Origin of the sequence: Kitasatospora sp. NPDC056783 (assembly GCF_042789895.1) — a bacterium.
Lineage (GTDB): Bacteria > Actinomycetota > Actinomycetes > Streptomycetales > Streptomycetaceae > Kitasatospora.
The window spans coordinates 1-21,877 of record NZ_JBHUAF010000038.1; the positions used below are offsets into that span (position 1 = coordinate 1).

General features: G+C 73.3%; 20 protein-coding genes. 14 read left to right on the top strand and 6 right to left on the bottom strand.

Going from position 1 to position 21,877, the window contains the following annotated elements; all coding sequences use genetic code 11:
- Positions 1-31: 31 nt before the first annotated feature.
- Positions 32-469, bottom strand: coding sequence for a DUF3052 domain-containing protein (locus ACFRMQ_RS08830; RefSeq protein WP_380728457.1), 438 nt, complete (start codon positions 467-469; stop codon positions 32-34).
- Between the two features lie 516 nt (positions 470-985).
- Here ACFRMQ_RS08830 and aceE point away from each other — a divergent pair.
- Both aceE and ACFRMQ_RS08840 read left to right on the top strand, forming a co-directional pair.
- A complete protein-coding gene (aceE, locus tag ACFRMQ_RS08835; protein ID WP_380728459.1) occupies positions 986-3,736 on the top strand; it encodes a pyruvate dehydrogenase (acetyl-transferring), homodimeric type in 2,751 nt (916 codons plus the stop codon).
- Positions 3,737-3,836: 100 nt separating this feature from the next.
- The gene (locus ACFRMQ_RS08840) at positions 3,837-4,295 is read left to right on the top strand and encodes a nitroreductase/quinone reductase family protein (protein ID WP_380728461.1); all 459 of its coding nucleotides are present in this window, start codon (positions 3,837-3,839) and stop codon (positions 4,293-4,295) included.
- Positions 4,296-4,362: 67 nt separating this feature from the next.
- On the opposite strand, the gene ACFRMQ_RS08845 is transcribed toward ACFRMQ_RS08840, so the two are convergent.
- Complete coding sequence (locus ACFRMQ_RS08845) at positions 4,363-5,961, bottom strand: MFS transporter (protein WP_380728463.1); 1,599 nt, start codon at positions 5,959-5,961, stop codon at positions 4,363-4,365.
- A gap of 219 nt (positions 5,962-6,180) precedes the next feature.
- On the opposite strand from ACFRMQ_RS08845, the gene ACFRMQ_RS08850 reads away from it, so the two are divergent.
- The 7 genes from ACFRMQ_RS08850 (at position 6,181) to ACFRMQ_RS08880 (ending at position 13,372) form a co-directional block, all read left to right on the top strand.
- Positions 6,181-6,867, top strand: a complete 687-nt coding sequence (locus tag ACFRMQ_RS08850; protein ID WP_380728465.1) for a TetR/AcrR family transcriptional regulator — start codon at positions 6,181-6,183, stop codon at positions 6,865-6,867.
- A 143-nt stretch (positions 6,868-7,010) separates the two neighbouring features.
- The gene (locus ACFRMQ_RS08855) at positions 7,011-8,315 is read left to right on the top strand and encodes a histidine kinase (RefSeq protein WP_380728467.1); all 1,305 of its coding nucleotides are present in this window, start codon (positions 7,011-7,013) and stop codon (positions 8,313-8,315) included.
- Positions 8,312-8,986 carry a response regulator gene (locus tag ACFRMQ_RS08860; RefSeq protein ID WP_380728469.1) on the top strand — a complete coding sequence of 225 codons (675 nt, stop codon included), beginning with the start codon at positions 8,312-8,314 and terminating at the stop codon, positions 8,984-8,986. Before ACFRMQ_RS08855 ends, ACFRMQ_RS08860 begins: the two co-directional genes overlap by 4 nt.
- Positions 8,987-9,119: 133 nt before the next feature.
- On the top strand, positions 9,120-10,241 hold the full coding sequence (locus ACFRMQ_RS08865) for an alpha/beta hydrolase (protein WP_380728471.1): 1,122 nt from the start codon (positions 9,120-9,122) through the stop codon (positions 10,239-10,241).
- Between the two features lie 28 nt (positions 10,242-10,269).
- On the top strand, positions 10,270-11,544 hold the full coding sequence (locus ACFRMQ_RS08870) for an acyltransferase (RefSeq protein ID WP_380728473.1): 1,275 nt from the start codon (positions 10,270-10,272) through the stop codon (positions 11,542-11,544).
- Positions 11,545-11,625: 81 nt separating this feature from the next.
- Positions 11,626-11,973: an MmcQ/YjbR family DNA-binding protein gene (locus ACFRMQ_RS08875; RefSeq protein ID WP_380728475.1), complete on the top strand. Its 348-nt coding sequence runs from the start codon at positions 11,626-11,628 to the stop codon at positions 11,971-11,973.
- 184 nt (positions 11,974-12,157) lie between these two features.
- Entirely contained in the window at positions 12,158-13,372 is a 1,215-nt protein-coding gene (locus tag ACFRMQ_RS08880; RefSeq protein ID WP_380728478.1) for an alpha/beta hydrolase, read from the top strand.
- 24 nt (positions 13,373-13,396) lie between these two features.
- On the opposite strand, the gene ACFRMQ_RS08885 is transcribed toward ACFRMQ_RS08880, so the two are convergent.
- Positions 13,397-14,377, bottom strand: a complete 981-nt coding sequence (locus ACFRMQ_RS08885; RefSeq protein ID WP_380728480.1) for a helix-turn-helix transcriptional regulator — start codon at positions 14,375-14,377, stop codon at positions 13,397-13,399.
- Between the two features lie 101 nt (positions 14,378-14,478).
- On the opposite strand from ACFRMQ_RS08885, the gene ACFRMQ_RS08890 reads away from it, so the two are divergent.
- Positions 14,479-15,057 carry a TIGR03086 family metal-binding protein gene (locus tag ACFRMQ_RS08890; RefSeq protein WP_380728482.1) on the top strand — a complete coding sequence of 193 codons (579 nt, stop codon included), beginning with the start codon at positions 14,479-14,481 and terminating at the stop codon, positions 15,055-15,057.
- A 61-nt stretch (positions 15,058-15,118) separates the two neighbouring features.
- Here the strand turns inward: ACFRMQ_RS08890 and ACFRMQ_RS08895 are convergent, their stop codons facing one another.
- Both ACFRMQ_RS08895 and ACFRMQ_RS08900 read right to left on the bottom strand, forming a co-directional pair.
- Positions 15,119-16,135, bottom strand: coding sequence for an aldo/keto reductase (locus tag ACFRMQ_RS08895; protein ID WP_380728484.1), 1,017 nt, complete (start codon positions 16,133-16,135; stop codon positions 15,119-15,121).
- Entirely contained in the window at positions 16,132-16,635 is a 504-nt protein-coding gene (locus ACFRMQ_RS08900; protein WP_380728486.1) for a MerR family transcriptional regulator, read from the bottom strand. The genes ACFRMQ_RS08895 and ACFRMQ_RS08900 overlap by 4 nt, the downstream gene beginning before the upstream one ends.
- A 120-nt stretch (positions 16,636-16,755) precedes the next feature.
- Here ACFRMQ_RS08900 and ACFRMQ_RS08905 point away from each other — a divergent pair, with 120 nt between their 5' ends.
- Complete coding sequence (locus ACFRMQ_RS08905; protein ID WP_380728488.1) at positions 16,756-17,589, top strand: serine hydrolase domain-containing protein; 834 nt, start codon at positions 16,756-16,758, stop codon at positions 17,587-17,589.
- On the opposite strand, the gene ACFRMQ_RS08910 is transcribed toward ACFRMQ_RS08905, so the two are convergent.
- Positions 17,586-18,362, bottom strand: coding sequence for a pirin family protein (locus ACFRMQ_RS08910; RefSeq protein WP_380728490.1), 777 nt, complete (start codon positions 18,360-18,362; stop codon positions 17,586-17,588). The genes ACFRMQ_RS08905 and ACFRMQ_RS08910 overlap by 4 nt on opposite strands.
- Positions 18,363-18,586: 224 nt before the next feature.
- On the opposite strand from ACFRMQ_RS08910, the gene ACFRMQ_RS08915 reads away from it, so the two are divergent.
- The 3 genes from ACFRMQ_RS08915 to ACFRMQ_RS08925 all read left to right on the top strand — a co-directional run bounded on the left by ACFRMQ_RS08915 (position 18,587) and on the right by ACFRMQ_RS08925 (position 21,852).
- Positions 18,587-19,783 (top strand): PucR family transcriptional regulator, encoded by a 1,197-nt coding sequence (locus tag ACFRMQ_RS08915; RefSeq protein WP_380728520.1) that lies wholly within the window; start codon positions 18,587-18,589, stop codon positions 19,781-19,783.
- A 90-nt stretch (positions 19,784-19,873) separates the two neighbouring features.
- Positions 19,874-20,824 carry an ACP S-malonyltransferase gene (locus tag ACFRMQ_RS08920; protein WP_380728492.1) on the top strand — a complete coding sequence of 317 codons (951 nt, stop codon included), beginning with the start codon at positions 19,874-19,876 and terminating at the stop codon, positions 20,822-20,824.
- Positions 20,821-21,852 carry a beta-ketoacyl-ACP synthase III gene (locus tag ACFRMQ_RS08925; protein WP_380728495.1) on the top strand — a complete coding sequence of 344 codons (1,032 nt, stop codon included), beginning with the start codon at positions 20,821-20,823 and terminating at the stop codon, positions 21,850-21,852. The genes ACFRMQ_RS08920 and ACFRMQ_RS08925 overlap by 4 nt, the downstream gene beginning before the upstream one ends.
- Positions 21,853-21,877 lie beyond the last annotated feature (25 nt).

Genomic DNA, 21,877 nt, shown 5'->3' on the forward strand with positions numbered 1-21,877 from the left:
GCGGGGCCCGGTGCGGGGCTTCAGGAGCCGCTCAGCGCTTGCCGCCCTTCGCCGTGGACTTGGTCGCGAGCCGGGTGGCCGCCCAGTCCTTGACGATGTTGATCGAGCTGGTCTGGGACAGGCCGGCGGTCTTGGCCGCGTCGTTGATGTCGGAGGCCTCGATGTGGCCGTCCCGCCCGGTCTTGGGCGTCATCAGCCAGATCAGGCCGCCCTCAGCGAGGTACTCCAGCGCGTCGACGAGGGCGTCGGTGAGGTCCCCGTCGTCGTCGCGGTGCCACAGCAGGACGGCGTCGGCGACGTCGTCGTAGTCCTCGTCGACGAGATCCGTCCCCGTGAGCTCCTCGATGCGCTCGCGGAGCTCCTGGTCAGTGTCTTCGTCGTACCCCAGCTCCTGGATGATCTGGCCTTCTTCGAAGCCGAGACGGGTCGCCGGGTTGGACTTGTCCGCGGGGTCCGCGGTCGCGCTCACGGGAATAACCTCCAGTATTCGGCTCGGCGTCCATGCCGAGGCTGTGGCCGTAGTCCACACGGGCGCGGCGGTTCGCGCAAGTACCCGACCCCCGATCCCCTCCAAAGGTTGACGTGTCGCACCGGGACACGCCGTTCGAGGTGGCGCGAATCACACCGATTTGCCCTTCTCTGTGTGGTCCAAGGATGCTTCGGGTGGTCCCGGCCCACAGGGCGTACGCGTGCCCGAGATGCGAACGGCATTCGGGTCCGCGCGTACGCGGGCGTAGAGTCTCCTGTTGGCCCTCACCCCGACCGCCCGCCATCGGGCGGACGGGAACCAGGTCGGACCACCTCTTTTCGTAACACCCGGGGGTGTGCGGAGCGGACGGCAGACGTCCTCACCGCGCGCCACCAGACCGGACCGCCCACCAAGCGGAACGGTTACCGATCGGTAGAGATGACGGATCTCCGAGCGCGGTAGCACGATGGAGGCGGCGCGACACACCTCAGTTTCGACCGACAGTGAAGGAACAGCGTGGCTTCCGGATCCGATCGCAACCCGATCATCATTGGCGGCCTTCCGAGTCAGGTCCCGGACTTCGATCCCGAGGAGACCGCGGAATGGCTGGAGTCGCTCGATGCGGCCATCGACGAGCGGGGGCGTGAGCGTGCCCGTTACCTGATGCTGCGGCTGATCGAGCGCGCCCGCGAGAAGCGTGTCGCCGTGCCCGAGATGCGCAGCACGGACTACGTCAACACCATCGCGACCAAGGACGAACCGTTCTTCCCCGGCAACGAGGAGATCGAGCGGAAGATCCTCAACGCGACCCGTTGGAACGCGGCCGTCATGGTCTCCCGGGCGCAGCGCCCGGGCATCGGCGTCGGTGGCCACATCGCCACCTTCGCCTCCTCCGCGTCGCTGTACGACGTCGGCTTCAACTACTTCTTCCGCGGCAAGGACGCCGACGGCGAGTCGGGCGACCAGGTCTTCTTCCAGGGCCACGCCTCCCCCGGCATCTACGCCCGCGCCTTCCTGCTGGACCGACTGTCCGAGCAGCAGCTGGACGCGTTCCGCCAGGAGAAGTCGAAGGCCCCGTACGGCCTGTCCAGCTACCCGCACCCGCGGCTGATGCCGGACTTCTGGGAGTTCCCGACCGTCTCGATGGGCCTCGGCCCGCTCGGCGCGATCTACCAGGCCCGGATGAACCGGTACCTGGAGCACCGCGGCATCAAGGACACCTCCGACTCGCAGGTCTACGCCTTCCTCGGCGACGGCGAGATGGACGAGCCGGAGTCGCTCGGCCAGCTGTCCCTGGCCGCCCGTGAGGGCCTGGACAACCTGACCTTCGTGGTCAACTGCAACCTGCAGCGCCTGGACGGCCCGGTCCGCGGCAACGGCAAGATCATCCAGGAGCTGGAGTCCCAGTTCCGGGGCGCCGGCTGGAACGTGATCAAGCTCATCTGGGACCGCAGCTGGGACCCGCTGCTCGCGCAGGACCGCGACGGCGTCCTGGTGAACAAGATGAACACCACGCCGGACGGCCAGTTCCAGACGTACGCCACCGAGACCGGCGACTACATCCGCGAGCACTTCTTCGGCAGCGACCTGCGTCTGCGCGCCATGGTCGAGAACATGACCGACCACCAGATCCAGCACCTGGGTCGCGGCGGCCACGACCACAAGAAGGTCTACGCCGCGTTCAAGGCCGCCCGCGAGCACAAGGGCCAGCCGACGGTCATCCTCGCCCAGACGGTCAAGGGCTGGACGCTGGGCCCCAACTTCGAGGGCCGCAACGCCACCCACCAGATGAAGAAGCTGACGGTCGAGGACCTGAAGCGCTTCCGCGACCGGCTGCACCTGCCGATCACCGACAAGCAGCTCGACGAGGGCTACCCGCCCTACTACCACCCGGGCCGCGACTCCGAAGAGATCCAGTACATGCACGACCGCCGCAGCGAGCTGGGCGGCTACGTGCCGACCCGCAAGGTGCGCCCGCGGAAGCTGGAGCTGCCCGGCGACGACGCGTACAAGGCGGTCAAGAAGGGGTCGGGCAACCAGACCATCGCCACCACCATGGCGTTCGTCCGGGTGCTCAAGGACCTCATGCGGGACAAGGGCATCGGCAACCGCTTCGTGCCGATCGCGCCCGACGAGTACCGCACCTTCGGCATGGACTCGCTGTTCCCGTCGGCGAAGATCTACAACCCGCTCGGCCAGACCTACGAGTCGGTCGACCGGGACCTGCTCCTGGCCTACAAGGAGTCGCCGAAGGGCCAGATGCTGCACGACGGCATCTCCGAGGCCGGCTGCACCGCCTCGCTGATCGCCGCCGGCTCGTCCTACGCCACCCACGGCGAGCCGCTGATCCCGGTGTACGTCTTCTACTCGATGTTCGGGTTCCAGCGCACCGGCGACCAGTTCTGGCAGATGGCCGACCAGCTGGCCCGCGGCTTCGTGATCGGCGCCACCGCCGGCCGCACCACGCTGACCGGTGAGGGCCTCCAGCACGCCGACGGCCACTCGCAGCTGCTGGCCTCGACCAACCCCGGCGTCGTCGCGTACGACCCGGCGTACGGCTTCGAGATCGCGCACATCGTCCAGGACGGTCTGCGGCGGATGTACGGCTCCAGCGCCGAACACCCGCACGGCGAGGACGTGTTCTACTACATGACCGTCTACAACGAGCCGATCAAGATGCCGGCCGAGCCCGAGAACGTGGACGTCGAGGGCATCCTCAAGGGTCTGCACAAGTACGCGCCGGGCACCGCCGGCCAGATCCCGGCCCAGATCCTCGCCTCCGGCGTGGCGGTGCCGTGGGCCCTGGAGGCCCAGCGCATCCTCGCCGAGGAGTGGAACGTCAAGGCCGACGTCTGGTCCGCGACCTCCTGGAACGAGCTGCGCCGCGACGCGGTGGAGGCCGAGGAGTTCAACCTGCTGCACCCCGAGGAGCAGCAGCGCGTGCCGTACGTCACCCAGAAGCTCCAGGGTGCCGAGGGCCCGGTCGTCGCGGTGTCCGACTGGATGCGCGCCGTGCCGGACCAGATCTCCCGCTGGGTGCCGGGCCAGTACCAGTCGCTGGGCGCCGACGGCTTCGGCTTCGCCGACACCCGTGGCGCGGCCCGTCGCTTCTTCCACATCGACGCGCAGTCGGTCGTCCTGGCGGTGCTCACCGAGCTCGCGAAGCAGGGCAAGATCGACCGCTCGGCGCTGAAGGACGCGATCGACCGCTACCAGCTGCTGGACGTGGCCGCGGCCGACCCGGGTGCCGCCGGCGGCGACGCCTGATCAGCCCGTAGTCACCGAAGGGCCGGACTCCCGGGGTCCGGCCCTTCGGCGCGTGTCGGAGTTGGCCTTCACACCGGTGAGAAGGCCTACGCTCGCCGGCATGACGAACGAGACGAGGTCCGGTTCCGCCGGGCGGCACCCCGAACCCGCCGACGGCGCGGGCGAGTTCAACCGTCGGGTGATCGCCGGGTTCCGGGCGGACGGGGGCACGGTCGGCGGTGAGCTCGCGGGGATGCCGCTGCTGCTGCTCACCGTGGTCGGCGCGCGCAGCGGCGAGCCGCGCACCACTCCCCTGGTCCACCTCGCGGACGGCGGGCGGCTGGTGGTCTTCGCCTCCAACGGCGGCAGCGAGCGGGATCCGGCGTGGTACCGCAACCTGGTGGCCCACCCGGAGGTGACCGTCGAGGTCGGCACCGAGCGCTACCCGGCCCTGGCGGCCCCGGTCGACCCGGCCGAGCACGACGCGCTCTGGGCCCGCCAGATCGCCGCCCAGCCCCAGTTCGCCGGCTTCCGCACCCCGGCCCGCACGGTGCCTTTGGTGGCCCTCACCCGGGTCTGACCGCCCCTCGGCGGCACGACGGCCCCGGACCCCTCCGAAGAGGTCCGGGGCCGTGGCGTACCGGGTGTCAGATGTGCACGGCCGGGCCCGCGTCGTTGGCGCCGCGGCGGGCGAACAGCCCGAGCACGGCGGCGGCGAAGGCCACCACGGAGGCGACCGCGAAGGCGAGCGACATGCCGCTGACGAAGGAGTCGTGGACGGCGGTGGCCATCCCGTCCACCACCTGCTGCGGGGTGCCGGCCGGGGCCGGCGGGACGATGCCGAGCTGGGCGGCCTGCTTGAGGCCGTCGGCCGCCTGGCCCTCGACGGGCGGCAGGCCGGCCTTGGCCCAGTTGCCGGGCAGCACGTCGCCGACCTTGGCGGCCATCAGCGCGCCCAGCACCGCGGTGCCGAGGCTGCCGCCGACCTGCATCGCGGCCTGCTGGAGGCCGCCGGCCACGCCGGACAGCTCCATCGGGGCGTTGCCGACGATCACCTCGGTGGCGCCGACGATGACCGGGCTGATCCCGAGGCCCATCAGGACGAACCAGAGCGACATCACGCCGTTGCCGGAGCCGGCGTCCAGGGTGGACATGCCGAACATCGCGACGGTGGTGATCAGCATGCCGGTGACGATCGGGATGCGCGGGCCCAGCTTGCCGATCGCGATGCCGGCCACCGGGGATCCGATGATCATCATGCCGGTCATCGGCAGCAGGTGGACGCCGGCCTCGACCGGCTTCATCCCGTGCACGTTCTGGAGGTAGAAGGTCACGAAGAAGATCGCGCCGAAGAACGCGAAGGCCATCAGCACCATCAGCAGCACGCCCGCCGACAGCGGCACCGAGCGGAAGAGGCTCAGCGGGATCAGCGGCTCGCGGGCCTTGCCCTGCCAGAACGCGAACAGCACCATGAGGACCACGGCGCCGCCCAGGCACAGCAGCGTCCGCGCGTCGCCCCAGCCCCACTCGGGGGCCTTGATGATGCCGAAGACCAGGGCGAACATCCCCACCGACAGCAGCGCGATGCCGGGCACGTCGAAGGACTTGGCGGCGTTCTCGGTCCGGACGTCCTTGAGTATCCACAGGCCCAGCGCCACCGCGATCAGGCCGACCGGGATGTTGATGAAGAACACCGACTCCCAGTTGACGTGCTCGACCAGCAGACCGCCGACGATCGGGCCGGCCGCGGTCGAGGCGCCGATCACGCCGCCCCAGATGCCGATCGCCATGTTGAGCCGCTCGACCGGGAACGCCCCGCGCAGCAGGCCGAGCGCGGCCGGCTGGAGCAGCGCGCCGAACAGGCCCTGGAGCACCCGGAAGGCGATCACGGTCTGGATGTTGCCGGCGAAGCCGATCGCGGCCGAGGTGGCGGCGAAGCCCACCGCGCCGACCAGGAAGGTCGACTTGTGGCCGAAGCGGTCACCGATCTTGCCCGCGGTGATCAGGAAGACCGCCAGCGCCAGCAGGTAGCCGCTGGTGACCCACTGGATCTGGGAGGGGGCGGCCTTCAGCTTCTCCTGGATCACCGGGTTGGCGATGGCCACGATCGTGCCGTCCAGCGCGACCATCATGACGCCGACCGCGACGGTCAGCAGCGTCAGCCAGGGGTGCCCCTTGAGGCCGCCCCCCGACGGTGGATTCGGCGGTGCGTCCGCCTCGGAGTTCTTCACGACGGACTGACTCATCTGGGCCCTCCGGGGGCATGGCTGGTAGCAGGACAGGTCCGCGGCGCCCCGGCCCACCCGTCCCCACAGGTGCCCCGGCCCGACGGGCGCCACCTCGGGAGATTATGTCAGTTACTGACAATAGGCAAACAGTGACTTCTGGCCATTGCTGACATTTGTCAGAGCGCTAAGATCGGGCTCTCCCACCTGCCCCACCCAGTGCTCCGGAGGGCCCCCGCCATGGCCGCTCACACCCCCCGCACCACCGACGGCCCGGACGGCCCCGGGCGCGTGCCCGGCCTGCGCGAGCGCAAGAAGCAGCAGACCCGGGACGCCCTGGTCCAGGCCGCCCACGTGCTCTTCCTCAGCCAGGGCTTCGCCCGCACGACCGTCGACGAGATCGCCTCCGCCGTCGACGTCTCCCAGCGCACCTTCTTCCGCTACTTCGCCAACAAGGACGAGGTCGCGCTCGCCGTGATGGCCGAGGCCGAGGACTACTTCATCGAGTGCCTGCGCCACCGGCCGGCCGAGGAGACCCCGCTCCAGGCCCTGCGCGCCTCGATCGTCAAGGCCTGGCTCGACCTCGGCAGCCAGGTGCCCTCCGGCCCGGGTTCGATCCACAGCGCCCTCGAACTCATGCGGATCATCGAGGAGACGCCCCCGCTGCTCGCCGCCCACCTGCGCCGGGTCGCCGACCAGGAGCGGCTGGTGGTCGGGGTGCTCGCCGAACGCGAGGGCCTGGACCCGGCCGAGGACCTGCGCCCGGCCGTTCTCGCCGCCGTCTTCGGCAGCCTGCTGCGCTCCGCCCACCTGGCCTGGAGCGCCGAACACCTGCCGGCCGGCCCCGAGGGCATGGTCACCGTGATCGAGCGCTACTTCGACCACCTGGGCCCGGCCCTGGCCGGCCACTGGCGCGACCCCGCCTGAGACACCCGCCCACACCCGCCCACACCGGCCCCCGACAGCACTCCCGTGTCATACCCGGGTATCACCCCGATACCCGGGTATGACACGGAAGTCAGAACTCCGGTGCGACGCCCGGCGGGCCCGCCCTTCCTAGGCTGACCCGGATGAACACACCCGCCGGAGCCCACAGCCCCAGGTCCGTGCTGCGCGCCCTGCGGCACCACCTGACCACCCCGAGCGAGGACGACACCCCGCTGCTCGGGAACTCCCGCCGACGCTGGGTGCGCCCGCTCCCGTACGTCGTCGCCGTCATCCTCCAGATCGCGCTGATCCCCACCGGGATCGCCAACCTGGTCGGCTTCTACGACATGGCGCTGCCGGTGGCCGGCGCGCTGACCGTCGCCCAGACCACACCGCTGCTCCTCGCCATCACCCGGCCGCTCGCCGCCTGGTGGATCAGCGCCGCCACCCTGGTCACCACCGGCGCCATCACGGCCCGCCACACCCAGGTCATGGGCAGTTGGCCGTGGACGGCGCCGATGATCATCGCGTACGTCGTCCTGATGCTCGCCCTCGCGCTGCGGGAGAGCCGGGCCACCCTGCTCTCGGCCTGGGTCGCCACCGTCCTGCTCACCGCGCTCACCACCACGCTGGGCCTGCCCCACTCCGGCGACGGCTCCACCATGCTGCTGATCGCGCTCAGCGGCGGCGCCCTGCTGCTCGGCTGGACCGTCCGGGACCGCGCCGAGGCCCGCCGGCTGCTCACCGAGCAGGAGCACATCAGCGAGGTCGAGCGCGAACGGCGCACCCTGCTGGAGGAACGCGCCCGGATCGCACGGGAGTTGCACGACGTGGTGGCGCACCACATGTCGGTGATCGCGGTGCAGGCCGCCAGCGCGCCGTACCGGATGCCCGAGGTGCCGGCCGAGGCCGCCGAGGAGTTCGCCGCGATCGCCGGCACCGCCCGCGAGTCGCTCGCCGAGATGCGCCGGCTGCTCGGCGTGCTGCGCAGCGAGGAGTCCGGCGGGGAGAAGGCCCCCCAGCCCGGGGTCGGCCAACTCGCCCAGCTGGTCGAGACGGTGGGCCGGGCCGGGGTGCCGGCCGAGCTGACGGTGGAGCCGGGCGTGGTGGACCGGGTGCCGCAGGCCGTCAGCCTCTCCGCGTACCGGATCGTGCAGGAGGCGCTGGCCAACGTGGTGCGGCACGCCCCCGGCGCGCGGACCTGGGTGTCGCTGGCCACCGACGGCCCGGTGCTGCTGGTGACGGTGGTCAACTCGCCGCCGCCGGAACGCACCGAGTCCCTGGAGGCCTCGGCCGAAGGCACCGGACAGGGACTGGTCGGAATGCGCGAACGCGTCCGGCTGGTCGATGGCAGGCTGGACACCGGCCCGCTGCCGGACGGCGGCTTCACGGTGGCCGCCGCCCTACCCCTCGACCGCCGCGACACCCCCCGGGAGCGCACCACATGACCATCCGCGTGATCATCGTCGACGACCAGGCCATGGTGCGCGCGGGCTTCGCGGCCCTGCTCGACGCCCAGAGCGACATCGACGTGGTCGGGGACGCGGCGGACGGCGCCCAGGCCCTGGAGGTCAACGGCCGCACCCACCCGGACGTGGTGCTGATGGACGTCCGGATGCCCGTCATGGACGGCCTGGAGGCGGCCCGGCGACTGCTCGACCCTCCGGTGCCGGGCGCCCACCGGCCCAAGGTGCTGATGCTGACCACCTTCGACGTGGACGACTACGTGTACGAGGCGCTGCGCGCCGGGGCCAGCGGCTTCCTGCTCAAGGACGCCCCGCCCGCCGACCTGATCGCCGCGGTCCGGGTGGTCGCGGCCGGCGAGGCGCTGCTCGCCCCCTCGGTGACCCGCCGGCTGATCGAGGACTTCGCCCGCACCCGCCCGGCCAGGCGCCGCGCCCCCGAGACGCGCCTCAACGGCCTGACCCCGCGCGAGACCGAGGTACTGGAGCTGATCGCCCGCGGTCTGTCCAACCAGGAGATAGCCGCGGACCTGGTGCTCGCCGAACAGACCGTCAAGACCCACATCGGCCGCATCCTCGCCAAGCTCGGCCTGCGCGACCGCGCCCAGGCGGTGGTGCTGGCCTACGAGTCCGGGCTGGTGACCCCCGGGCGGTGAACCCGCTGATACCCCGGTAGCACCCGGGAGTTGGCCCCGCGGTGTGATGTCCGCGGGGCCGTCGCGTTCCTACCTTCTCCTCCATCGGCAGCCGCACCGGGGCGGCTGCCGAACCGACCAGGGGAGCAGGACGATGCGCAGGTTCCGGTTCGGGCGGGCGGTCGCCGCCACCGCCGTGGCGCTGGCGGCCGTACTGGGCGCGGGCGGCTGGGCCGCCGACACCCAGACCGCCGTCACCGGCCCGCCGCCCGGCAGCGCCGACTGGACGGCCGACACCTCGCCCGGCCCGCGGCCGCCCGACCCGGCCACCGCCGCACCGGCCGAAGTCGCCGCGTTCTTCGCCGGGTTGAGCCCGGCCCGACAGGACGCCCTGACCGCCCGGCACCCGCTGGTGGTCGGCAACCTGGACGGCGCCCCGGTCCCGCTCCGGTACCGGGCCAACGCCCTGGCCCTCGCCGCCGAACGCACCCGCGAACTCGCCCGGGCCGCCGACCCCGCCCTCACCCCGCAGGACCACGAGGCCGCCCGCACCCGCGCCGAGCGTTACCGCGCCCTGCTGGACGGCGGCCGGCACGTCCTCGCCTTCGACCCGCGCGGCCGCGGCCAGGTCGCCGAGGTGTTCGGCGACCTCGCCACCGCCCGCCGCACCGCCGTGATCGTCCCCGGCTCGGACATCGACCTGCTCCGCTTCGACCGCGCCTCCGACCCGTACGGCACCCCCGCCGGGATGGCCCGCGCCCTGCTGGACGCCACCGGCCGGCAGACCGCCGTGATCGCCTGGGCCGGCTACACCACCCCGCTCGGCCTGGGCCCGGACGCCGCCACCGAGGACCTGGCCCGGGCCGGCGCCCCCCGCCTCGCCCGGCTGCTCGACGGACTGGCCGTCAGCACCCCGCAGCCCCCGCCCACGGTGTTCTGCCACAGCTACGGCTCGGTGGTCTGCGGCCTGGCCCGCCCCACCCCCGCACAGGCCTCCGGGATGGTGGTGCTCGGCTCGCCCGGCATGGGCGTCGACTCCGCCGCCGACCTCGACCCGGGCGTCCCGCTCTGGGCCACCGCCCGCAACGGCTCGGACTGGATCGGCGACGTGCCGAACGTCCGGCTGCTCGGCCTCGGCCACGGCGCCGACCCGACCGGTCCCGGCTTCGGCGCCCACCCGCTGCCCGCCACCGGCGCCCACGGCCACACCGGCTACTTCGCCCCCGGCACCGCCTCCCTCGCCGCCTACGCCGCCGTCGCGCTCGGCCGCGGCTGACCCGCCCCGCACCGGAAGGAGCACCACCATGGCCGACACCCTGACCACCCGGCCGCCGAGCGCCGCGACCCCGGCCACCCGTCCGCCGAGCGCGCTGCGCCGCGCCGCCGCCCGGGTCGACGCGAAGACCCCGGCCGACCGCGACCGCGCCCTGGACGGGCTGCGCGCCCTCGCCCTGCTCGCGGTGCCGCTCGGCCACTGGATGCTCGGCGGCTTCACCCGCTCCCCCGACGGCGCCCTGCACAACGCGAGCCCGCTCTCCCACCTCGGCGGCTTCGCCCCGCTCAGCTGGGTGCTCCAGATGCTCGGGGTGTTCTTCCTGGTCGGCGGCCACTCCTCGGTCCGCTCGCTGGAGCGGGCCCGGGAGAGGGGCGTCACCCCCGGCGGCTGGCTGCGGGCCCGTGCCGTCCGGCTGCTGCGCCCGGTGCTCGGGGTGGCGGCGGTCTGGGCGGCGCTGATCCCGCTGCTGCCCGCGCTCGGCGTCCCCGCGGACACCGTGCGCACCGGCGCGACGCTGGTGGTGCAGCCGCTCTGGTACATCGGGGTCTACCTGGGGCTGACGGCGCTCACCCCGCTCTGCGTGGCCGCCGGGCGCCGGCTGGGCGGCTGGTCGGCGGGCCTGCCGGTGCTCTGCGTCGCCGTCGTCGACCTGCTGCGGTACGGGCCGTGGGCCGCGGCGGTGCCGTCCTGGGTCGCGCTGCTGAACATCCTGCCGGGCTGGCTGTTCGGCTACCAGCTGGGCGTGCTCTGGGCCCAGGGCCGGCTCCGCCGTCCGGCCGCCCGGGTGCTGCTGCTCGGCGGCGGCGCGCTGTTCGCCGCGCTGCTGCTGGTCTTCCACTACCCGGCCAGCATGGTCGGCGTGCCCGGGGAGGCGCGCACCAACTCGCACCCGCCGTCCCTGCTGGTGCTCGCCCTGGCCGCGTTCCAGTGCGGCGCCGCGGTACTGCTGCGGGAGCGGCTGGGCCGGCTGCTGACCCGCCGTCCGCTGCTGTGGCTGCCGGTCGTGGTGGTCAACCTGTCGGCGATGACGGTCTTCTGCTGGCACCAGAGCGCGATGCTCGCCGTCGCGGTGCCCGGCGCGGCCGGCCTGGGCGCCGTCCCGGGGCTGACCACCGCGCCGGACTCGCTCGGCTGGGTGGCCGCCCGGCTGGCGCTGCTGCCGCTGTTCGGCGCGGCGCTGGTGGCGGTCGGCTGGTTCACCCGCCGGTTCGACGGCCCGTGGACGGCCCTCTCCCGGGGCGGCAAGGCGCTGGCCGGGGCCGCCGCGGCGCTGTTCGCGGCGTACGCGCTGGGCGTGGTGTGACGCGCGCCGGTGTTCGGCACATCGAGGGGGCGCGGGCCTATCGGTCCGCGCCCTCGGGTGCGCTGTCGATACGCTGCCGTCATGGTGACGTTCGACCAGTTCCGCACGATGGCGATGGACCTGCCGGAGGCCGCCCAGGAGCCCACCTGGGACATCGAGACGCTGCGGGTCCGCGGCCGGATCTTCGCGATGGGCGCGCCCGACGGGGACCGGGTCACCGTCAAGGCGTCCCCCGAGGACCAGGCCGAACTGCTGGCCGCCGAGCCCGAGGTGTTCTCCTCCGCGCCGTACGTCGGACGGCACGGCTGGGTGAGCGTCCGGCTGGACCTGGTGGACCGGGAGGAGCTGCTCGACCTGCTCACCGAGGCCTGGCGCCGGACCGCGCCCAAGCGGCTGGTCCGCGAATTCGACGCCCGGCACTCCGCTTGAGGTCCCCCGCCCGGCCGTTCCCGGACGCCGTCAGGACACCCCTGGTTCATGTGATCCATCCCACAGTTTAGGCGTTCCCGTCACCCCTCCGGGCGCCCTAGGCTTGCGCAGGGAAGTCAGCAGAGCTATCGCACCCTCCGGGCGCCGCCCGCGAAACGGTGACGGACCCAAGGGAGTTGGTGCGGTGCGCAACCGTCGACGCTGGAAGCGGGTACTGATCGGGGCGTTCGCCGGCTGCGCGGTGCTCGCCGACGCCGGAGCCTCCGCCGCCGCGGCCGCGGTCTCCTCCGAACAGCTGGCGATCTCCACGCCTCCGGCCGGCAGCGCCGCCTGGGTGCAGGACCACTCCTTCGGCCGCTCCCTGCCCGACCCGGCCACCACCACCCCGGCCGCCGCCGCGCGCTTCTTCGCCTCGCTCGCCCCCACCGAGCTCGACCGGCTGATCCAGGAGTACCCGCTGGTCGTCGGCAACTACGACGGCGCCCCGCTGGACCTGCGCTACCGCGCCAACAGGATCGCCCTGGAGGGCGAGCGCGACCGGGCCCGGGCCCGCGCCGCCGACCGCTCGCTGGACTCCGACACCCGCGCGCTGGCCGTCTCCCGCGCCAACGACGTCGAGCACCTGCTCGCCCCCGACCGGCAGATCCTGGCCTTCGACCCGCGCGGGCGCGGCCTGGTCACCGAGGTGTGGGGCGACCTCGCCGACGCCGAGCGGGTCTCCGTGGTCGTCCCCGGCTCGGACGCCGACCTCGGCCACTTCGACCAGGCCGCCGACCCGCTGCGCTCCCCGGCCGGCATGGCCCGCGCCCTCTACGCCGAGCAGCAGCGCCAGGCCCCGAACACCCGGACCGCCGTGATCTCCTGGACCGGCTACGTCACCCCCTCCGGCCTCGGCCCGGACGCCGCCACCTCCCGGCTCGCCGACGTCGCCGCCCCCCGGCTGGAGCGGCTGCTCGCCGGGCTCAGGGAGACCAGCCGGCCGGACGCGCCGCCGTCGCTGTTCTGCCACTCGTACGGCTCGGTGGTCTGCGGCACCGCCGCCCCCGACATCCCGCGCGCGGCCTCCTCGCCGTCCGACACCTCCGGCATCACCGACCTGGTGGTCTTCGGCAGCCCCGGCATGGGCGTGCAGAGCACCACCGAACTGGGCGCCGGCGTGCACGTCTGGGCCACCCGCAACCCCAGCGACTGGATCGGCAACGTGCCGTTCCTGGAGGTCGGCGGGCTCGGCCACGGCGCCGACCCGACGGCGAGCGGCTTCGGCTCCGAACAGATCTCCTCGGCCCGCGCCTCGGGCCACAACGGCTACCTCACCGAGGGCACCGACAGCCTGCGCAACTTCGCGGCGATCTCGCTCGGCCGCTACCAGGACGTGATCCGGGCCAACCCGGGCTCCTGAGGCCCACCGGACCGGCCCGTGCCCTCAGGCCGGCTCGCCCTGGTACACCCGCAGGGCCTCCGCCGCCGCCCGGGCCAGTTCGCGCCGGGCGGCCGGCGGGGTCAGCACCTCGGCCTCCGCCCCGAAGGCCAGCAGCGTCCGGACCGCCGCCAGGGCCGGGAAGGCCATCGACACCTCGACCCACTCCTCGGCCGGCCCGGCACCCGACTCCGGCGGCGGCGCGGTCACCCGGCCGCCGTGGATGCGCAGGAACATGTCCAGCCGTCCGCGCCGGACCCGCACCCGTGCCCGCACGTCCTTCGGCAGCCGCTCCACCTGCTCGCGCAGCACCGACCAGACGTCGCCGAGCCCGACCCCGGCCCGGCGCCGCACCGCCTCCTCGGTGGTGTCGGCGGCCAGCACCCGGTCGGCCCGGAACAGCCTCGGCTCGCCGTGCAGGTCGGCCACCAGGTACCAGACGGAGGCCTTGCTCACCAGCCCGTACGGGTCGACGGTGTACTCCACCGACGCGGACGCGCCGCCGTGCCGGTAGCGCAGCCGCAGCCGCCGGTCCGCGAAGACCGCGTACTGCAGCTCCCCCAGGTCCGGCCCGGTGGCCGCCGGGGTCTGCATCCACCGGGCCGGGTCGACCAGGATCCGCTCGCTGACCCGCTCGGCGACCGGCCGGTGCGGGGCCGGCAGCGCCGCCATCACCTTGCGCAGCGCCGAACCGAGCGCGCCCTCCAGTCCGAGGTCGCTGTGCGCGCCCTGCGCGGAGAGCACGAACAGCGCCCTGGCCTCGTCCGCGGTCAGACCGGTGACATCGGTGCGGTAGCCGGGCAGCAGGCCGATGCCGCCGTGCCGGCCGCGCTCGGTGAACACCGGGACCCCGGCGGCGGAGAGCGAGTCGACGTCGCGGTAGATGGTGCGGACGGACACCTCCAGCCGCTCGGCGAGCTCGGTGGCGGGCACCCGGCCGCGGGTCTGGAGCAGCAGGAGGATCGAGAGCAGGCGGTCGGCCTTCATGTCCCAAGAATCCCAGTAATCCTGACGGCGGTTGTCAGCTTTTACTGGGAGATTGCGTTCCGAGCCCGAAAAACCACCCGACACCAGGGAGCCGACCCCGGATGAACGCCGTCCAGGATGCCCGCCCGCAGTACCTGACCGCCCTCGACCAGTTGGAGAAGCTGCTCGCCACGATCACCCCGGCCGATCTCGACCGGCCCACTCCCTGCGCCGAGTTCACCCTGCGCCTGCTGCTGAACCACGTGGTCGGCGGCATCCACCGGTTCGCTTACATGGGCGAGGGCGGCAGCGCCCTCGACGTCGAGGCCGCCGTCGAGGACCCGTCGGACGAGGGCTGGCCGGCCGCGCTGGACCGGGCCCGCGCCCGGGTGACCGCCGCCTGGGCGGACGACGCCAAGCTCACCCGCCCGACCACCGCCCCCTGGGGCGAGGTGTCCGGCGCGATGGCGGTGGGCGGCTACCTCATGGAGCTGGTGACCCACTCCGGGGACATCGCCACCAGCCTCGGCCGCGGCTTCGCCCTGGACGACGACCTGGCGCGGGCCGCGCTGGCCGTCGCCGAGTTCGCGCTGCCGGCCGAACGGCGGGTGCCGGGCGTCCCGTTCGGCGCCGTCCGGCCGGTCGCCGAGGACGCCGACGTCCACACCCGGCTGGCCGCCTGGACCGGCCGTACCGTCTGACACCCCACCCGGGGCCGGCGAGGTCCTCACCGAACTCGCCGGCCCCACACGGCAGTTGCCGCTACTCGCGGGCCGCCGCGGTGGAACTCATGTCCGGGTAGCGGTTCCCGGCCACCCGGTCGGCCACCGGCTCCAGCAGCGCCAGCTCCTCCGCCGTCAGCCGCAGCGTCGCCGCCGCGGTGTTCTCGGCGAGCCGGCCGCGCTTGCGGGTGCCCGGGATCGGCACCACGGCCAGCCCGTGCACCTCGGCCCGCTGGTGCACCCAGGCCAGCGCGACCTGGGCCGACGTCACGCCGCGGGCCGCCGCGATCTCGCGCAGCGGGGCGAGCAGTTCGGCGTTGACCGCCGCGTTGTCGCCGGTGAAGCGCGGCATGGCACGGCGGAAGTCGTCCGCCGGGAGCTCCTCGGCGTTCCGGAAGGCGCCGGTCAGGAATCCTCGCCCGAGCGGCGAGTACGGCACGAAGGCGACGCCCAGCTCCGCGGCGGCCGGCACCGCCGAGCGCTCGACGTCGCGGGCGAACACCGACCACTCGGACTGGACCGCGGCGATCGGGTGGACCGCGTGCGCCTCGCGCAGCTCGGCCCCGGTCACCTCGGACAGGCCGAGGTGACGCACCTTGCCGGCCGCCACCAGTTCGGCCATCGCGCCGACCGAGTCGGCCAGCGGCACGGCCGGGTCGCGGCGGTGCATGTAGTAGAGGTCGATCACGTCCACGCCGAGGCGGCGCAGCGAGGCGTCCACGGCGGTCCGGATGTACGCCGGGTCGTTGCTGATGCTCCGGGCCGAGGCGTCCCGCTCCGAGCGCACGACGGCGAACTTGGTGGCGATGACCACCTTGTCGCGGTTGGCCCGGACGAAGGGGCCGATGAGCTCCTCGTTGTGGCCGGAGCCGTACATGTCGGCGGTGTCGAAGAGGGTGACGCCGGCCTCCAGCGCGGCGTCCAGGGTGGCGAGGGCCTCGTCGGTGTCGGTGTGGCCGTAGAACTCGCTCATCCCCATGCAGCCGAGGCCCTGGACGCCCACCAGCGGGCCGCCGGTGCCGAGTTCGACGGTGGGAAGGACGGTCTGCTGAGTCATGCGCTCTGCTCTTCCTCTGCGTGGTGGTACTGGCATGGGACCGGGGTGTCGGCCGCGTCGGCGACCCTCCCGGCATAGATGTCGATCTTGTGGTCGAGGACGGCGAGGGTGGCCCGGAGGTCCGCGATCCGCTGCCGGACCTCCTCGCGCTGGGCCTCCAGGAGCCGCTGCCGCTCCAGGTAGGTCCGCTCGCCCTGGCGGGCCATGTCCACGTACCTGAGCATGTCCGCCACCGACATCCCGGTCAGCCGCAGTCGGCCCAGGAAGGCCAGTCGGTGCAGGTCGGCGTCGCAGTAGCGGCGCTGGCCGCCCGCCACCCGGTCGACCGGGTCCAGCAGGCCGATCCGCTCGTACCAGCGCAGCGTGTGGGCGGTCAGCCCGCTCGCGGCGGCGACCTCGCCGATGGTGTGCCTCGGTGTCCGGTCCGGATCGCCGACCGGCCGGCTGAACACCTCGGTGCAGCTGCGCAGGTCGATCTCGATGCGTGCGGGTGCGGCCATCGCTCGTTTCCCCTGTCCTGTGCGACGTGGACGACGCTACCTAGTTGGAGTGCACTCCAAGCAAGCCGGACACCCGGGCGGCCCGCCACCGTTTTCCCGCCCCGACTACAGTCGGACCCCATGGAGAGCTTGCGGATGATCGAGAACTGGCCGGTGCCCCATGCCGCGGCGGCGGTGGTCCGGGGGGCGGACGGCGCCGTGCTGGGCGCGCACGGACCGCAGCAGCACCTGTTCCCGCTCGCCTCGGTGACCAAGCTGCTGACCTCCTACGCGGTGCTGGTCGCCGTCGAGGAGGGCGTGTTCGAGCTGGACGACCCGGCCGGGCCCCCCGGAGCGACCGTCCGCCACCTGCTCGCGCACACCTCCGGCCTGGCCTTCGACGAGGACCGGGTGTTCGCCGAACCCGGCAACCGCCGGCTCTACTCCAACGCGGGATTCAACGCGCTGGCGCGGGCGCTGTCCGAGGCCGCCGGGATCGAGTTCTCCCGGTACGTCGGCGAAGCGGTGTTCGAGCCGCTGGGGATGACCGACACCCTGATCAACACCGCGCACAAGTCCCCGGCCGGCGCCGGCGGCCTGTCCACCGTCGCCGACCTCACCCGGTTCGCCGCCGAACTCCAGTCGCCCAAGCTGCTGGACCCGTCCACCGTGCGGCGGGCCACCCGCGAGGTCGCCTTCCCCGGCACCAACGGCGTGCTGCCCGCCTACGGCCACCACCGCCCGAACGACTGGGGCCTCGGCTTCGAGATCCGCGACGGCAAGAGCCCGCACTGGACCGGCACCGCCAACTCCCCCGAGACCTTCGGGCACTTCGGCCAGTCCGGCACCTTCCTGTGGGTCGACCCGCGGGCCGGTGTGGCCTGCGTCGCGCTCACCGACCGGGACTTCGGCCCGTGGGCGGTCGAGGCCTGGCCGACCTTCTCCGACGCGGTGCTCGAAGACCTGAGCCGCTAGCCGTACGAGACCGGCGAGTGCATCTCCCAGAGCAGGAGCTGCGCGCCGGTCTCGCCCGCCGCCGGGTCGGTGAAGGCCTCGCCGGTGATCCGCACGCTGTCGCCGGGGACCATCGAACGGCCGCCGCCCTTGGGCCCCGGGACGGTCCGGTAGCCCAGCGAGCCGGCCGTCAGGTGGGCGTACCGCCAGGGCGCGTCGGGCAGGCGCGGCAGCGGCTGCCACGGCCCTGCGGTGACCAGCCAGAGCGCGGCGTCGCCGCGGCGCAGCCGCAGCGCCCGCGTCCCGGCGTCGCGCGCCAGCCCGGAGGCCAGCAGCGTCAACCCGTCGTCCGCGGGTTCCACCTTGCGCAGGCCGTACGCGGGGGCCGCGTCGAACTCGTCCGGCTGGAGCCACATCTGGACGAAGCGCACCGGCCCGTCGGCGCCGCCGACGTTGCGCTCGGTGTGGGTGACCCCGGAGCCCGCGCTGAGGTGCTGGACCATCCCCGGGCGGACCACCCCGCCGTGGCCGTGCGAGTCCCGGTGGGCCAGCGCGCCCTCCAGCACCCAGGTGAGGATCTCGGTGTCCCGGTGCTTGTGCTCCTCGAACCCGGCGCCGGGGGCGAGGAGTTCCTCGTTGCAGGCGAGCAGCGCCCCGAAATGGGTGTTCTTCGGGTCGTAGTGGCCGGAGAAGGAGAACGCGTGCCTGGTCTCGACGCCCTCGGCCGGGGCGGAGCGGTAGCGCTCGGCGGTGCGGCGCAGGTCGGCGCGGGGGCGGTCAACGGCTTCGGTCACGCCCCCACCGTAACGGGTGGCGCCCGGAGTGTGACGCGGGCCACCGTACCGCTCCACCGGGGGGTGTGCACGAGCAGTCACCCGCGTGAGGCAGTCTTGTCCTTGTGCCAGCCGCTTCCGCGAACTCCAAGAGCGAACCCAGTCCCAGCCCCGCGCCCGAAGCCGCCGGGAAGGGCCCGGCCGCGCGGCCGGGCCGTGACCGCCCCGGTCGCGCGGCGCCCCGCCTGACCGCGCAGGAGCGCAGAAACGCCGCCGAGCGCGCCGAGCGCCGGGCGGCGACGCTCAAGCGGCTGGAGAAGTCCTCGGGCAAGCTGGCCACCGCCGCGATCTCGCGGATGGACGACCAGCTCGGCTGGTACCGGCGGATGCCGCCGGAGCACCGGTCCTGGATCGGACTGGTCGCCCAGGCCGGCATCGCCGCCTTCACCGAGTGGTACCGCCACCCGGACGCCGCCCAGGCGATCTCCACCGACGTCTTCGGCACCGCCCCCCGCGAGCTGACCAGGGCGATCACCCTGCGCCAGACCGTCGAGCTGATCCGCACCACGATCGAGGTGATGGAGGAGGCCATCGAGGAGGTGGCCGCCCCCGGCGACGAGGCGGACATGCGCGAGTCGGTGCTGGTCTACGCCCGGGAGATCGCCTTCGCGACCGCCCAGGTGTACGCCCAGGCCGCCGAGGCGCGCGGTGCCTGGGACGCCCGGCTGGAAGCGCTGGTGGTCAACTCGCTGTTGTCCGGCGACGCCGACGAGGGAGTGCTCTCCCGCGCCGCGGCACTCGGCTGGGGCCAGCCCAGCCAGGTCCGGGTGGTGATGGGCAGCGCGCCGGACGGTGACAGCGAGCTGGTGGTCGAGGCGATCCGCCGGGCCGCCCGGTACGCCAAGCTGAACGTGCTGACCGGGGTGCTGGGCAAGCGCCTGGTGGTGGTGGTCGGCGGCGAGAAGGAGCCGGTGCACGCCGCCCGGGCGCTGATCGGCCAGTTCGCGCCGGGCCCGGTGGTGGTCGGCCCGACCGTGCCCGACCTGCTCTCCGCGACCCGCTCGGCGCACGCCGCCGCGGCCGGCCTGCGCGCCTGTTCGGCCTGGCCGGACGCCCCCCGCCCGGTGCTGGCCGACGACCTGCTGCCCGAACGGGCACTGGCCGGCGACCAGGCCGCGCGCCGCCAGCTGGTGGAGGAGATCTACACACCACTGGACGAAGCCGGCTCGGCACTGCTGGAGACGCTGAGTGTCTACCTGGAGCAGGCCTCCTCGCTGGAGGGCGCGGCCCGCATGCTCTTCGTCCACCCCAACACGGTGCGCTACCGGCTACGACGTGTGACTGACGTCACGGGATACGCCCCGTCGGATGTACGTTCGGCGTTCACGCTGCGGATCGCCCTCGCTCTCGGCCGGCTGGACACCGTCGGGGATCAGGGCTAGTTCGAGTGTAGGGACCATACAATCCCGGATGGTTTTCTTCGTTACCGTCGCCTACCCGCCCCTGGGTGCCTGGCGAGAGAGGGTTGAACCGTGCTCGTAATCGTCGCCCCTGGACAGGGTGCCCAGTCCCCCGGTTTCCTCAGCCCCTGGCTGGAGCTGGACGGTGTCGCCGACCGCCTGCGTGGCTGGTCGGAGGTCGCCGGGCTCGACCTGGTGCACGCCGGCACCGAGGCGTCCGCCGAGGAGATCAAGGACACCGCCGTCGCCCAGCCGCTGCTGGTCGCCGCCGGTCTGATGACCGCCCGGGAGCTGTTCCCGGACGAGGTCGCCGCCCGTGAGCTGGTCGGCGCCGTGGCCGGCCACAGCGTCGGCGAGATCACCGCCGCCGCCGGCGCCGGAGTGCTCACCGCCCGCGACGCGCTGACCTTCGTCCGCGAGCGCGGCCGGGCCATGGCCGAGGCCGCCGCCGTCACCGAGACCGGCATGCTCGCCGTGCTCGGCGGCGAGCCGGAGGAGGTCGCCGCGAAGCTGGCCGAGCACGGCCTGACCGCGGCCAACAACAACGGCGGCGGCCAGATCGTCGCCGCCGGCACGCTGGACCAGTTGGAGGCGTTGAAGGCGGACCCGCCGACCCGCGCCAAGCTGGTCGCGCTCAAGGTGGCCGGAGCCTTCCACACCGAGCACATGGCCCCGGGCGTGGAGCGGCTGGCCGAGCTGGCCCCGACGCTGACCGCGGCCGACCCGCAGGTCCGCTACGTCTCCAACAAGGACGGCGAGGTCGTGGCCTCCGGCGCCGAGGTGCTCGCGCGCCTGGTGTCGCAGGTCTCCAACCCCGTCCGCTGGGACCTCTGCATGGAGACCTTCGGGCAGCTGGGCGCGACGGCCGTGATCGAGCTGTCCCCCGCGGGCACCCTCACCGGGCTGCTCAAGCGCAACCTCAAGGGTGTGGCCACACTCGCCCTCAAGACCCCCGCCGATCTGGACAAGGCCCGCGAGCTCGTCGCGGAGCACGGCGGTCAGGAGCAGGAGAAGCAGGCATGACCAAGCCCCAGATCCGTCCGGTGACCGGCGCGCGGTACTCACGCATCCACGGTGTCGGCGGCTACCGCCCGGTCCGGGTGGTCCCCAACTCCGAGGTGCTGGAGTGGATCGACTCCTCGGACGAGTGGATCCGCACCCGCAGCGGGATCGCCGAGCGCCGCTGGGCGGGCCCGGACGAGTCCGTCACCGAGATGTCGCTCCACGCGGCCGGCAAGGCCATCGCCCAGGCCGGGATCACGCCCGAGCAGATCGGCAGCGTGATCGTCTCGACCGTCTCGCACTTCAAGCAGACCCCCGCGGTCGCCACCGAGATCGCCCAGCGGCTCGGCTGCGGCACCGCCCCGGCCTTCGACATCTCGGCCGCCTGCGCCGGCTTCGGCTACGGCCTGGGCCTGGCCGACGGCATGATTCGCGGCGGCAACGCCGAGTACGTGCTGGTCATCGGTGTCGAGCGGCTCAGCGACCTGACCGACCGGTCGGACCGCTCCACCGCCTTCATCTTCGGCGACGGCGCCGGCGCCGCGATCGTCGGCCCGTCCGACACCCCCGGCATCGGCAAGCTGGTCTGGGGATCGGACGGCTCGAAGGCCGACCTCATCACCCAGACCGAGGCCTGGGACACCGCCTTCGCCAAGCCCGACGCGGTCAACGGCGTGGGCGAGGAGCTCAAGTGGCCGGCCCTGCGGATGGAGGGCCAGCCGGTCTTCCGCTGGGCGGTGTGGGAGATGGCCAAGGTGGCCCAGCAGGCGCTGGACGCCGCCGGGATCACCGCCGACCAGCTCGGCGCGTTCATCCCCCACCAGGCCAACATGCGGATCACGGATGCCATGATCAAGGCGCTCAAGCTGCCGGAGTCGGTGCCCGTCGCCCGCGACATCGCCGAGACCGGCAACACTTCCGCGGCCTCCATCCCGCTGGCGATGGAGCGCATGCTGCAGGGCGGCGAGGCCCACAGCGGGGACCTCGCCCTGATCATCGGGTTCGGGGCGGGTCTCGTGTACGCCGCGGCAGTCGTTACTCTCCCCTAGGCGCACTCGCCCCATTGGGGGCATT

Coding starts and splice junctions, on each gene's coding strand:
- ACFRMQ_RS08890 (WP_380728482.1), top strand. CDS start 14,479: ATGAACGCCGTCCAGGATGCCCGCCCGCAGTACCTGACCGCCCTCGAC.
- ACFRMQ_RS08850 (WP_380728465.1), top strand. CDS start 6,181: ATGGCCGCTCACACCCCCCGCACCACCGACGGCCCGGACGGCCCCGGG.
- ACFRMQ_RS08895 (WP_380728484.1), bottom strand. CDS start 16,135: ATGACTCAGCAGACCGTCCTTCCCACCGTCGAACTCGGCACCGGCGGC.
- ACFRMQ_RS08925 (WP_380728495.1), top strand. CDS start 20,821: ATGACCAAGCCCCAGATCCGTCCGGTGACCGGCGCGCGGTACTCACGC.
- ACFRMQ_RS08905 (WP_380728488.1), top strand. CDS start 16,756: ATGGAGAGCTTGCGGATGATCGAGAACTGGCCGGTGCCCCATGCCGCG.
- ACFRMQ_RS08875 (WP_380728475.1), top strand. CDS start 11,626: ATGGTGACGTTCGACCAGTTCCGCACGATGGCGATGGACCTGCCGGAG.
- ACFRMQ_RS08900 (WP_380728486.1), bottom strand. CDS start 16,635: ATGGCCGCACCCGCACGCATCGAGATCGACCTGCGCAGCTGCACCGAG.
- ACFRMQ_RS08865 (WP_380728471.1), top strand. CDS start 9,120: ATGCGCAGGTTCCGGTTCGGGCGGGCGGTCGCCGCCACCGCCGTGGCG.
- ACFRMQ_RS08840 (WP_380728461.1), top strand. CDS start 3,837: ATGACGAACGAGACGAGGTCCGGTTCCGCCGGGCGGCACCCCGAACCC.
- ACFRMQ_RS08885 (WP_380728480.1), bottom strand. CDS start 14,377: ATGAAGGCCGACCGCCTGCTCTCGATCCTCCTGCTGCTCCAGACCCGC.
- ACFRMQ_RS08845 (WP_380728463.1), bottom strand. CDS start 5,961: ATGAGTCAGTCCGTCGTGAAGAACTCCGAGGCGGACGCACCGCCGAAT.
- ACFRMQ_RS08870 (WP_380728473.1), top strand. CDS start 10,270: ATGGCCGACACCCTGACCACCCGGCCGCCGAGCGCCGCGACCCCGGCC.
- ACFRMQ_RS08860 (WP_380728469.1), top strand. CDS start 8,312: ATGACCATCCGCGTGATCATCGTCGACGACCAGGCCATGGTGCGCGCG.
- ACFRMQ_RS08855 (WP_380728467.1), top strand. CDS start 7,011: ATGAACACACCCGCCGGAGCCCACAGCCCCAGGTCCGTGCTGCGCGCC.